General features: G+C 33.6%; 8 protein-coding genes. 6 read left to right on the top strand and 2 right to left on the bottom strand.

Going from position 1 to position 13,695, the window contains the following annotated elements:
• Positions 1-43: 43 nt before the first annotated feature.
• On the bottom strand, positions 44-1,372 hold the full coding sequence (locus ACKTTV_RS14865; protein ID WP_408031648.1) for a hypothetical protein: 1,329 nt from the start codon (positions 1,370-1,372) through the stop codon (positions 44-46).
• 504 nt (positions 1,373-1,876) lie between these two features.
• Here ACKTTV_RS14865 and ACKTTV_RS14870 point away from each other — a divergent pair.
• Positions 1,877-2,818, top strand: coding sequence for a calcium/sodium antiporter (locus tag ACKTTV_RS14870; protein WP_408031649.1), 942 nt, complete (start codon positions 1,877-1,879; stop codon positions 2,816-2,818).
• 65 nt (positions 2,819-2,883) lie between these two features.
• Here ACKTTV_RS14870 and ACKTTV_RS14875 read toward each other — a convergent pair whose 3' ends face one another.
• Positions 2,884-3,906 (bottom strand): glutamine synthetase beta-grasp domain-containing protein, encoded by a 1,023-nt coding sequence (locus tag ACKTTV_RS14875; protein WP_408031650.1) that lies wholly within the window; start codon positions 3,904-3,906, stop codon positions 2,884-2,886.
• Positions 3,907-4,097: 191 nt separating this feature from the next.
• Here ACKTTV_RS14875 and ACKTTV_RS14880 point away from each other — a divergent pair, with 191 nt between their 5' ends.
• From ACKTTV_RS14880 to ACKTTV_RS14900, 5 genes are all read left to right on the top strand, one after another.
• Positions 4,098-6,281, top strand: a complete 2,184-nt coding sequence (locus ACKTTV_RS14880) for a glutamine synthetase III family protein (protein ID WP_408031651.1) — start codon at positions 4,098-4,100, stop codon at positions 6,279-6,281.
• A gap of 33 nt (positions 6,282-6,314) precedes the next feature.
• Positions 6,315-6,764 carry a GNAT family N-acetyltransferase gene (locus ACKTTV_RS14885; protein ID WP_408031652.1) on the top strand — a complete coding sequence of 150 codons (450 nt, stop codon included), beginning with the start codon at positions 6,315-6,317 and terminating at the stop codon, positions 6,762-6,764.
• An 8-nt stretch (positions 6,765-6,772) separates the two neighbouring features.
• Positions 6,773-7,261, top strand: a complete 489-nt coding sequence (locus tag ACKTTV_RS14890) for a GNAT family N-acetyltransferase (RefSeq protein WP_408031653.1) — start codon at positions 6,773-6,775, stop codon at positions 7,259-7,261.
• Positions 7,262-8,678: 1,417 nt separating this feature from the next.
• Positions 8,679-9,860, top strand: coding sequence for an AIR synthase related protein (locus ACKTTV_RS14895; RefSeq protein WP_408031654.1), 1,182 nt, complete (start codon positions 8,679-8,681; stop codon positions 9,858-9,860).
• A 652-nt stretch (positions 9,861-10,512) separates the two neighbouring features.
• Positions 10,513-13,692 (top strand): glycoside hydrolase family 2 protein, encoded by a 3,180-nt coding sequence (locus ACKTTV_RS14900; RefSeq protein ID WP_408031655.1) that lies wholly within the window; start codon positions 10,513-10,515, stop codon positions 13,690-13,692.
• Positions 13,693-13,695 lie beyond the last annotated feature (3 nt).

Genomic DNA, 13,695 nt, shown 5'->3' on the forward strand with positions numbered 1-13,695 from the left:
CAGAGCGCGATTGCGCCCTGTCTATTTATTTTTTACTTTTTCTCTATTTCTTCTTTTCCATCATTTTCTTAGCTAGTTCAGCACCAATTAATGATTGTAGCAAATTCCCACTGTTTCCGTTTTTACTTCCCTCAATATATGTTGAAGGCAGTTTTAAATCTTTCAATTCTTTAGCAACTCCCACTGCGGTTTTGAATTCCCACTCAGCACGTTCCTGAGGTGTTAATCCAGCACTTACTAATTTTGCATTTTCATAGTACTGAGCATCAGCAGCAACTTTTTTACTCTTCGCCTTAAACTGTTCTACTTCATATTGCTTTTTTTCTTTTATCAAATTGAATTCAGCAACTTTAGCTTCTGTTTCCGCGGCAATTGTTTGTTGTATTTGTGCTTTTTCTAATCTAGCTCTTTCTTTCGCTTTTTCAGCTTCACCTTTTGCTTTTTCTTTTTGTGCTCTATAAAATTCTCTTTCAGCTTGTTGTTTTTCTAATTGCGTTTGTGCAACTTCTTCTTTTTGCAATTGTAATCTGTTGTCGAAGGTTTCTTCCCAATCAATTTCAGTAACTACTGCTTGTACTACAGTAAGTCCGTACGATTTTAACGAGTTTCCTTTTACTCTTACAGGTTGTCCTTCATTGTATTTTATTCTAAACCTTTTTTGACGAGATTCTTTATTTGGGATTGTCCTGACAACAGTGCTGTCACCAATAACTTCTGGATTTTCATTATCAGAAAACTCCTCCAAAACATACATTCCGTTCTCTAATTGATCTTGAAAATATCTGTCAAAATCCGCAGCTTGCCCTGAGATGTAGTCTTGTGCAGCCATCAGTTTACAAGTGTTCTTTATTGATTGATCAATGTTTGGAATAATACGAGAACGTATTAAGTTTTTTTCGGTTTTATTTCTATCAGCAACTGATAGAAATTGATTATCATCGCTAATGTTAATACTTATAACAATTGAAGTCGCAATTTTCCCTTTTACCGCATCGTTAAACTCCCATTGTCTAGCTTTGTCTACATATGCATACCTACTCTGGTCACCTAAATTTCCTTTTGTGTCAGGAATAACATATTTAATAGGCATTTCAAACTGAATAGGAATTAAACGCCCCCACATTTTAGTGTTAATACCTTGTCTAAATACCGCTTTTTGATCTCCCCAAGGATATTGAACCGCGTAAGCTGTTCCTGGTTCTGCGTAGAAAAACATCCCAGTAAAAATGCTTAAAAAGACACCTAAAAGTGATACTTGAATACTTCTTGCTGTTGTAAACCAGCTTAGGTATTTATTATTTTTTAGTATTGAGTTCATTATCAATGTAACGATACCAATAACAATTAATAGAATTCCAAAAAATGTTAACATAGTATAATTTTTTTAATAGTTGATTAATAAAATAAAAGCAAGAATGCAATAACATTCATTATAATTACAATTAGTTTTAATGTAATAGTGATCATTAGTTTAATAGTGTTTTTGTTAATAAATTTTTGTCAATTCCGGAATTGTTTTTTGAAGATATGAGAAAGCCAATTATTCCACCAAATCAAAACCAAATTATTTTCCAAATTGAATTTATAATTGTAGTGTAAAAAGTTGTTTTTGTTTTAATGTGTAATCTTTTTATCTATAATTAAGTTTTAAAATGAAGTTTTAATGGTGGTTTTGTGTTTTACATGTTAAGTAAGTAAAGGGCGTATTTTGAGTTTTTTTTGAAAGCAAAGGAAAAACGATTAATTTTTTGGATAAAAAAGACCTTTTCATTTTTTTAGTTTGTTGAAAATCTCATTTTAATGGTATTGGAATGAAGTTCAGTTTCAGTTATCAAAAACTGCTTAAAAATTATATCTTCGCAAAAAAAAATAATCCATGAGCATTTTATACATTATTATAGGTTTAACGTTATTGGTTTTTGGAGGGAACTGGTTATTAAAAGCAGCTGTAGGTTTATCTTTAAAGCTTAACATACCAAAGATAGTAATTGGTATGACCGTTGTTTCTTTTGCAACTTCTGCTCCAGAATTAATTGTGAGTATAAAATCGGCATTAGATGGTGCTACTGGGTTGGCTGTAGGAAATGTGATAGGTTCTAATATTGCGAATTTGGCGCTGGTATTAGCTATAACGGTTATCCTTTCTCCAATTGATGTAGAAAAAAGTTTTTATAAAACGGATTGGCCAGTAATGATGATTGCTTCGGTGATGTTGTATTTTTTTATAGTTAATGATAGAACCATTCAAACGTATGAAGGAATTATACTATTTACATCTTTAGTTGCTTTTTTAATTTATTTATTACGTTTTCAAAAACAAGCTGTTGTTGATGAAATGCCAGAGGATGATGAAGATTTACCCTTATTTAAGATAGCTTTATTTTTAGCAATTGGAGGTTTTGGCTTGTGGGCTGGTTCCGAGCTTTTGATTGATGGATCCGTTACTTTAGCGAAGAGCTTGGGGGTTAGTGATGCTGTGATTGGAGTAACTGTCGTTTCAGTAGGAACAAGTGTTCCAGAATTAGCGGCCTCTATAATTGCAGTAATTAATAAGGAAAAGGCCATATCATTGGGGAATTTAATAGGGTCAAATGTGTTTAATATTTTGGCGGTATTAGGAATTACTTCCATGATAACTCCAATACAGGTAAAGGAAGATGCTGCAAGTTTAATTAACCACGATATATTTTGGATGTTAGCAATTTCGTTTGCAATATTACCTTTAGTGTTTATTCCTAAAGGAAGAAGGTTAGGATGGAGAGATGGAGTGTTGTTGTTAGGAGCATATGTTGTTTTTATCTACATGACAATTACATAAGTATTGAAATAAAGAACATAAAAAAAACCGCCATTGGCGGTTTTTTCATTTTTTGTAGCTGTTACTTATGCTTCGACTTCAATTTTAGCACTTTTAACAGTGTCAATAATTCTTCCAGCTACTTTATAAGGATCAGCGTTTGATGCTGGTCTTCTGTCTTCTAGCCAACCTTTCCATCCTTTCTCAACAGTAATAATTGGAATACGGATTGAAGCTCCACGGTCAGAAATACCATAACTAAAATCGTTAATAGATGCAGTTTCGTGTAAACCTGTTAAACGTTGGTCATTGTATTCTCCATAAACTGCAATGTGTTCTTTTGTTACTGGACGGAAAGCTTCACAAACTTTTTCGTAAATCTCTTGACTTCCACAAGTTCTTAATAAAGTGTTAGAGAAGTTTGCGTGCATACCAGAACCATTCCAATCTCCTTTTACTGGTTTTGGATGGTACTCAATATAGTATCCGTATTTTTCAGTTAAACGGTCAAGTAAATATCTAGCAACCCAAATTTCATCTCCAGCTTTTTTAGCTCCTTTAGCAAATAATTGGAATTCCCACTGACCTGAAGCAACCTCTTGGTTAATACCTTCAAAGTTTAATCCAGCAGCAATACATAAATCAGCATGCTCTTCAACGAAATCTCTACCATGAGTATTTTTACCACCAACAGAACAGTAGTACATACCTTGCGGTCCAGGGTATCCACCAATTGGGAAACCTAAAGGAAGTTGTGTGTGAGAGTCCATAATAAAGTACTCTTGCTCAAAACCAAACCAAAAATCATTATCATCATCATCTATTTTAGCACGACCATTAGTAGCGTGTGCTGTACCATCTGCATTTAAAACTTCAGTCATTACTAAGAAACCATTCTCACGAGCTGGATCTGGGTAAATTGCAACAGGCTTCAATAAACAATCTGAGTCTCCTCCTTCTGCTTGTTTTGTTGAAGAACCATCAAAAGACCAAATAGGACAGTCTTCTAATTTACCGCTAAAGTCTTCTACAACTTTAGTTTTACTTCTCATGTTTTGAGTTGGATAGTAACCGTCTAACCAAATGTACTCTAATTTTGATCTACTCATCGATTTTACTTTTTATACTATAAAATATTGTTGTTGTGTTATTTATTACAAAAGTCAGTATTTTTTCTAATACCCCCAAATTTTTAGGGGGTGTTTTTACTAAAACGTTTTATTTTTGAGTTTAACCTTGTTTTTTTAGGGGTGTAATTTGATATTTCTTATTTTTGAGGTGTAAATATTAAGATTTTGTTATGTCAGTAAGTCGTTTTAGTGCTTTACAAGAAGCTTTAAACAGAGATGTTATTTCTATAGAAGAGAAAAAAAGAAGATCAGAACTGTTTGGTGAGAATGTTTTTAATGAAAAAGCTATGCGACAGCATATGACAAAAGAAGCCTATCAAAGTGTGATGGATGCTATTGAGTTTGGAGTTAAGATTGATAGGAGAATAGCAGACCAAATTGCTGTAAGTATGAAAGATTGGGCGCTTTCAAAAGGTGCGACTCATTATACGCATTGGTTTCAGCCTTTAACTGGGGCAACAGCTGAAAAGCATGATGCATTTTTTGAAACTATTGAAGGAGGTGGTGCAATGGAGCGTTTTGATGGGAGTCAATTGGTACAACAGGAGCCTGATGCCTCTTCATTTCCACATGGAGGAATTCGTAATACTTTTGAAGCAAGAGGTTATACGGCTTGGGACCCTACTTCTCCTGCGTTTATATATGGTACCACTTTATGTATTCCAACAGTATTTGTAGCCTATACGGGTGAGGCATTAGACAATAAGGCTCCTTTATTAAGAGCGCTTCAGGCAGTTGATGAATCTGCAACAGCAGTTTGTAAGTACTTTGATAAAAATGTAACCAAGGTAAATGCCACCTTGGGGTGGGAGCAAGAATATTTCTTAATAGATAAAGCTTTGGCAGCAACACGTCCTGATATTATGATGACAGGAAGAACTCTTTTAGGACATGCGTCTGCTAAAGGACAGCAGTTAGACGACCATTATTTTGGAACGATTCCATCTAGAATTATGAGTTTTATGCGTGATTTGGAACAGGAATGTATGTTGTTAGGGATTCCAGTTAAAACCAGACATAACGAAGTAGCGCCGAATCAATTTGAATTGGCTCCGATTCATGAAGAGGCGAATTTAGCAGTCGATCATAACTCATTATTAATGGATGTGATGGAAAAGGTATCGCAACGCCATCACTTTAAAGTGTTGTTTCATGAAAAACCATTTGCAGGAATTAATGGTTCTGGTAAGCATAATAACTGGAGCTTATCAACCAATACAGGTGTTAATCTGTTGAGTCCTGGTAAAACTCCAATGAAAAACCTACAGTTTCTAACATTCTTTGTCAATACTATAAAAGCCGTTTATGAATATGAAGAGTTAATACGAGCTTCAGTTGCAAGTGCAAGTAATGATCATCGATTAGGAGCTAATGAAGCTCCTCCGGCTATTATGTCGGTGTTTATAGGTTCACAATTGTCTAGTGTGTTAGATGAATTAGAAAATGTGACAAAAGGAAAATTATCACCTCAAGAAAAAACTGATTTAAAATTAAATATTGTAGGAAAGATTCCTGAGATACTATTAGATAATACTGATAGAAATAGGACTTCGGCATTTGCATTCACAGGAAATAAATTTGAATTTCGTGCAGTAGGATCTCGTTCAAATTGTGCAGGACCTATGACAGTATTAAATACTATTATAGCGAAACAGCTGAAAGATTTCAAAAATGAAGTGGATAAACTCGTTGATGACAAGAAGTTGAAAAAAGATGAGGCTATATTTAATGTATTAAGAGAATATATAAAGGAGTCTAAAAAAATTAGGTTTGAGGGTGATGGTTATGGCGAAGCTTGGGAAAAGGAAGCTAAAAAACGCGGTCTAAGTAATAATAAAACAACACCAGAAGCATTGAAAGCACAAATTTCTGAAAAAGCAATTTCACTTTTTGTAGAAATGGATGTTATGAATAAGGTGGAAGTCCAAGCTAGACATGAGATTGAATTAGAGGAATATGTAAAACGAATTCAAATTGAAAGTCGTGTGTTGGCAGATGTTGCTCGTAATCATGTAATTCCTATTGCTATACAATATCAAAACACTTTGATTGAGAACGTTCGAGGATTAAAGGAAATTTTTGAAAGCGACTACGAAGCATTTGCGAAAGAACAGATAGTTTTAATTAAGAAAATATCGAATCACATTGCTGAAATTAATTCTACAATTGAATTAATGACTGAAGAAAGAAAAAAAGCTAATAAGCTAAAAGGACAAAAAAATGCTGACACCTATAATAATAAGGTAAAGCCTTATTTTGATGAAATACGATATCATGCTGATAAATTAGAGTTGTTGGTAGATGATAATTTGTGGCCTTTGACTAAGTACCGTGAGCTTTTATTTATGAGATAGTATATTTTAGTAATAGTATAATACATCTAAAGAATGATTAATTTAATACGAACGGACTCCACAAACAAAGATTTTAAAATCTTAGTTAAAGAATTAGATATGTACTTGTCAGGAATCAATGGTGATAATGATGAGTTTTTTCGTGGACATAATAAAATTGATCATTTAAACCATGTAGTTGTAGCTTATTGTAATGGTGAAGCTGTGGGTTGCGGTGCTTTTAAAGTTTTTAATGAAGAGGGTGTGGAAGTAAAGCGAATGTATGTGAAACCAGAATTTAGAGGGCAGAAGATTGCGATGAAGATTTTGGAGGAGCTTGAAAAATGGGCTAAAGCAAATGAATTTAGGTTTGTTCTTTTGGAAACGAGTAAAGAAATGCTGCCAGCTGTAAAGCTTTATAAAAGGAATAATTATGACGTAATTCCAAATTACGAACCTTATAAAAATATTGAATCTAGTATCTGTTTCAAAAAAAATATTTGAATAACCGTATGAAAGTTCTTATTGAAAAACTAACATTTAATCATTGGGAAGAAGTGGCTAGAATCTATCAAGAAGGAATTGAAACGAAAAAGGCTACGTTTAGGACAGTGGTGCCAAGTTGGATTGATTGGGATAATGGGCATCATAATCATTCGCGTTTTGTTGCTGTGATTAACTCCAAAGTAGTTGGTTGGTGCGCGCTTGCTCCAGTGTCTACTCGTTTTGAATATAGAGGAGTGGCCGAAGTAAGTATTTATATAGCTTTATCTCATTTAGGAAAAGGAATTGGAACCATTTTAATGGAAAAACTTATTAGCTCTTCAGAAGAAAATAATATATGGACATTATATTCAAGTTTGTTTCCTGAGAATGTAGGAAGTATGAAGCTTCATGAAAAGAATGGATTTAGATTAATAGGGCGAAGAGAAAAAATTGCTCAATTAGATGGGGCTTGGAAGGATACAATACTATATGAACGAAGAAGCACTTTGTTTTAAGTTAAAAGCAAAAAAAAAACTTACCGAGTTTGAGAACTCGATAAGCTTAAGTGAAAACTAACCAAACTTTAATCATTTGCTTTAACCACTTCAAAGATACGATGAGAAAAAAGTTAGCGTTTTTTTATTTTCGCCTTTTTGTTAAGGTATTTCACCGTTGATGTCTCAAATACGACAAATAGTTGCTCTTTTTTATTAAGGTCCGAAAAATCAATGTTTTTTGTTTGTTTTTTGTCAATTCTAGAGAAAAAAATCGCTCGAAAATTATACATGCTAGTTTTAGAAAAAAATTAGTAATAATCTGTTTTTTTCTAAATACGATGGTTTTTAATTAGGTGTTTTTATGTTTGCATCGGAAAATTTTTTGTCAAGTCAAAGGCATTCAAGACTAGGTTATAATCATTAACTATAGAAAAAACTCCCGACTATGCTTTTTGAGAGTTTTTGCAATTTAGTTAGGTAATATGATGAAAACTACTTTTTGATTTTGACTCTTTGAAATTTTCAATGGATTATGGGCTCGAGAAATGAATCTAAACAGTTAGGCTCATATTTTTTAAAATGGAATAAAAAATAGAATGCTCCAATCAGAGCATTCTTAGTGTAGAAATCAATAATTTAGGGGAAATCAAATAAGAGATTTTGATTTTTTGTTATATTAATGTATTAAAAATAAGTAGATTAAAAATTGCTTGCAATAGGTGATATCCCTAAATAGAAATAAGTAGAATAACGGAGTTGAATGAGGAAACCCCTATAAAAGAGGAATCCTACTCAAGGTAATGAGTAGGATGTTTCCCCTTAAATTACTTATTTAGTATGGTTAGACTAAATAACGCTATACAAAAATAATAAAAAGTTAAGTTTTGTGAAAGAAATCACATGAGCAATATTTTGTTTATATAAATAAAAAAACTCCAATAAAGGAGTTTCTTTTTCTATTCTAAAATAGCAAGTGATACATTTTTTAGAATGTATTAATATTTGAGATTCCCGTAACAAATATTACTCAAATATAAGATGAAAAATTGGAATAAAAAACGGGGAAAAACACTTAAAATCAGGTAGATATAATTTTCGGTCTGACTTCAGGGGAACTACTTAGTTGAAATAAAAAACCCACTCAAAAGATTGAGTGGGAAAATTGCTATGAAAAAGAAAAATCTTAAGACGTCTCTTAAGACATTACAAAGATGAGCAAGAAAAATGAACTGAGCAATAAGGGAAAACCCTGAATTTTATATCAGGGAAAACCATTAGTTGTTTAACTACTGGTTTTACCTGAGTTTTGTAAGTTGTTTATAGTCAGGTGTTAATTGTTTTTAAGAGAATAATGGTGTGAGTAATAATAATAAGTAGTATTCTCTTTGAAAGTTTCCTGTTTTGAAGTAATTTCGCGCCTACAAAACAACAACACATGAGTCAAGAAGTATCTAAACGATATGCACAGCGTGGAGTATCTGCGTCAAAAGAAGATGTACACAATGCTATTAAGAACATAGATAAAGGATTGTTTCCAAAGGCATTTTGTAAAATTGTTCCTGATTATTTGTCTAATGATGAAGACTATTGTTTGATAATGCATGCCGATGGAGCTGGTACAAAAAGTTCGTTAGCATATATGTATTGGAAAGAAACTGGAGATGTTTCAGTATGGAAAGGTATTGCTCAAGATGCATTAATAATGAATATTGATGATCTTTTGTGTGTTGGTGCTACAGATAATATAATGCTTTCTTCTACAATTGGTAGAAACAAAAACTTAATTCCAGGAGAAGTTATTTCTGCTATCATTAATGGAACTGAGGAATTAATTAATGAATTAAAAGATTTTGGAGTAACTATTCATTCTACAGGAGGAGAAACAGCGGATGTTGGTGATTTAGTGCGAACCATTATCGTGGATTCTACTGTAACGGCTAGAATGAAGAGAGAAGATGTAATTGACAATGCAAATATCCAAGCTGGAGACGTTATTGTTGGTTTGGCTTCATTCGGTCAAGCGAGTTATGAAAAAGAATACAATGGAGGAATGGGAAGTAATGGTTTAACTTCTGCTCGCCATGATGTTTTTCATAAATATTTAGCAGAAAAATACCCAGAGAGCTTTGATGCATCTGTACCTTCTGATTTGGTATACTCAGGAAATACCAAGTTAACTGATGAAGTAGAAAATTCACCTATTGATGCAGGTAAATTGGTATTGTCTCCAACAAGAACGTATGCTCCGATAATTAAAAAGATAGTATCTACTTATAAATCGGATAAAGTTCATGGAATGATCCACTGTTCTGGAGGGGCTCAAACAAAGATTTTACATTTTACCGATAAGAATCATGTTATTAAAGATAATATGTTTGAAATTCCACCATTATTTAAATTGATACAAGAACAATCAAAAACAGATTGGAAAGAAATGTATCAAGTATTTAACTGTGGACATAGAATGGAGTTGTATGTGTCACCTGAAATAGCTGAAGATATCATTGCAATTTCAAAGTCATTTAATGTAGATGCACAAATTATTGGTAGAGTAGAAGCTTCTGAAACGAAAAAGCTAACCATAAAAAGTGACTATGGTACTTTTGAGTATGAATAGTAAGTAATTGATAAAAAAATAAAAAAAGGGGGAGATGTTTCAAAACATCTCCCCCTTTTTTTTATATGTGAATTGTTTTTGCATTATAAAGAGGCTAGGTTTAACACAATTCTAGCAAAAATCCTTTCGTATAAGAAGTATGGTTAAGCAGTTTTGAAATTAAAAATAGTTCGTGTTAATCTAAATCCACAACGAAAGTTGTGGGTTTCATATTTTTTGAAGTTACAATTCTCATAAAACATAACTGTTGAAACATTTTAAAACAATAAAAATTGGAAGAATATATTTATTGTCCAATCTCCAATTCTAGGAGTTATATGTTAAAATAAAGCTATGTTGTGGTGTTTTTAATGTTAAAAAGCTGTGAAGTCACATTAAAATACCCCATTTAAAACCATACAAAACCTCTTTTTACCCAAACATTAACTATACAAATTCGTTTTTACCATGTTTCGAGGTTGTTGAGGTGGATTATTATACTCTCAATAAATACGGGTAGTTTTTGAGAATTTGAAACGTTTAATGCGTTTTTTATTGTGTTGTATGTTTTTTGTGTAGGTTTTTTTTGAGGATTTACTGCTTTCAGTATGTAGATTTACAACATCTTCGAAAACTAAGGGGAACAATATCAACGCTTTAAATACAATCTATTATGAATAAACACTTTCTAATACTTACATTTTTGTTTTTCTCAATGATTGCTTTCTCACAAAACAAAGTAGTCGTTGAAAAAGGTAAGGATGGAATGCGATTAATGGTGGACGGAAAACCATTAATGATGAATGGTATGAATTGGGATTATGTTCCTATTGGTACCAACGTAGTTAATGCTAATTTTTATAATCAATCAGATGACATCGTAAAAGCTGGATTAGATGCTGAAATGGGCTTGTTAAAGAACATGAATGTTAATGTAGTTCGTCAATATATCGGTGTTCCTCAGAAATGGGTAAAGTATATCTATGAAAAGTATGGAATCTATACCTTGTTAAATCACCAATTCGGTCGTTACGGATTAACCATCGATGGTGTTTGGACACCTGTTACTGATTATTCGGATGCTCGGACACAAGAATTATTAGTTGGTGAAATGCTAAAACTAGTGAATGATTATAAAAATACACCGGGTATTTTAATGTATATGATGGGGAACGAGAATAACTATGGACTGTTCTGGCAAGGTGCAGAAACTGAGGATTTCCCTGATGAAGAAGAGAAAAAGAAAGCTGTTGGTGAAAACAGAGGTCGTCCAATGTATCGTTTAATGAACGAAGTGGCGAAAAAAATGAAAGCCATTGATCCAAATCACCCGGTAGCTATTTGTAATGGAGATGTCTTGTTTATTGATATCATTGCAGAAGAATGTAAAGATGTTGATATCTATGGGGCAAATACGTATCGAGGAGAATCGTTTGGAGACTTTTTCGATGTAGTAAGTAAAAAGTTGGATATGGCTTTAATGTTTACCGAGTTCGGTGCAGATGCTTACAATGCTTTAGAAGCAAAAGAAGATCAGTACTGGCAGGCACATTATAATCTTCGTAATTGGGAAGAAATCTACGAAAATGCAGCTGGTTTAGGTAAAGCAGGAAACTCAATTGGTGGATTCACGTTCCAATTTAGTGATGGTTGGTGGAAACTAGGTTTCGACAAAAGAAAAGATGCTGATACTCATGAAACAGGAGCTTCTTGGAGTAATGGAGGATATTACCACGATACTAAAAATGGTTCAAATAATATGAATGAAGAGTGGTTTGGTATTTGTGCGAAAGGACCTACAAACTCTCGTGGATTATATACATTATATCCTCGTGCTGCCTATTATGCGTTAAAAGATGCTCATAGAGTGGATCCTTATGATAAAGAAACTACTTTGGAGTATATCGATAAGTATTTCAAAGGAATTAATATCATGGATGCTGTTTTAAAAGCTCGTGGAGATCAAGCAGCTTTAGAAGCTCAACAAGGAGGAAAAATAAAGTTAAGCCAATTAAGAGCTGAATATACAACGTTTTATACCGGAGGATCCTTATTAACCACTCCGGAAACGGCTGATCCAGATAATATTGCGTATCCTAATCAATTAGGGTTCGATTATATGCATTCATATTTCGTTGGAATTGAAGGAAAGCCGACGGATAATATGACCGCTAAAGTAAACTTTAATATTATAGGTAAAGTTGCTGAAAATCCAATTGACGAAATATTTTATGAAAACAGAGCACGTCCAGTTCAGGATGTAAATACTGAAAATGGTAACGTAACTCTAGGAGATGTAAATCGATTAAATATTTATAATGCAGAGTTCAAATGGAATGCGAAAGATTTTGATTTAAGAGGGTTCTATAGAACAGGGCATTACCACTGGGGCTATGAAGGTGATTTTTTTGGATTATATCCCGAAGCAAATTACGGACCTAATCTTGATATTTATGGAGGGGAGACTTTTGGAGTTGAAATCGATGGAAAGAGACATTTGAAAGGATTAAAAGTTGCGGCGGGTCCTCAATTATGGTGGGGAGCAAACCCTACGGTTCTTTTAAAGTATCGTAAGCACTTAGCTGGTTTTGATGTAACAGGGATTTACCATAGAGATTTAAATACAACATTAGATTTTGATGCTACAGGACGAAGAGTTTTAGATGCAAATCAAGTACGAAGTGGGGTTATTCCGCCATGGCCAACAGAAAGAGCAACACTTGTTGTTGAGAAGAAGTTTGGTAGTGTTGGAGTTGCGCTTGGAGGTATTTGGGCAGGAAGTCCTTTAAATGGAAGTTCTTTCCAAGATGTTAGAGGAACACCAGGGAATTATACAGTATATACTGATAAAATCAACTCTAATGATAACTGGGGAGGTAAAGCGAAAATTACTTTCCAAAAAGGAAGATTTAACTGGTATGCACAAGGAGCTATCATGGGCTTAGTAGCCAATGGAGGTGCTGATCAAACACAAACATTTACTGGATGGAAGCTGAAAGATAATGGTAGTGGAAACCAAACTAATTTCTTGTCTGGTTTCACTTACACGGCTGGAGATTTTCAAGTAGCACCTAACTTTTTATGGCAAAAACCATTAATAGCAGCAATGCCAAATGATGTTGGAGGAACAGGAAGATTAAGAAACGTAATTGATGATCCGTTTGTGGTAAGAGCGAATAGAGAGACAACAGCTGGTGAGATTTTATTTACCTACGATCCAACTCCTGGAACATGGATGTATCAATGGGACAACGATAGAGCAGAAGATGCCAAATTTGCGATGAACCTCGGTTTTGTTTACAAACATTTACCAACTACACAAGATGCACATATTGGTTTCTTAGCGAATCGTACATTTTTTGCTTTTCCAAATTCAACACCAGCACAAGACTTGTGGGAGGTACATTCTCGCATTGTTTCAAAAGTGAATCCTGATTTAGGGTTGATTGCAAATATTTATGCAGGAAATGGCCAAGCAAATGGTGATAGCCAGAGAACCATTGATCGTTTCGGAACTGAGTTGAGAGTTTTGTATAAGAAAATGAAGTTTATGGGTTCGGTAAAGGTTGACGATTGGGGACCTTTTGATTATCATAGAGATTTTAACTTAACATTTCCGATGCAGTTGATGTTAGATGTTTCTACTTCGATAAGCAAACAAGATTGGTTTATACTTCCAAGTACGAAAATAGGAATTAGAGGTACATGGCGTTCATTAGATCAATATTCGCCAAGATATTCTCCAAATGAGGCTTTACCATTTGCTACATCACCAATTATTAGTCCAGTTGGATTTGATAACGGTTCAGAGTGGGAGATTAGAACATATATTCATATCAACTTAGGAAAATAAAAA

It is taken from the genome of Tenacibaculum xiamenense (assembly GCF_964513065.1).
In the GTDB taxonomy this organism is placed as follows: domain Bacteria; phylum Bacteroidota; class Bacteroidia; order Flavobacteriales; family Flavobacteriaceae; genus Polaribacter; species Polaribacter xiamenense.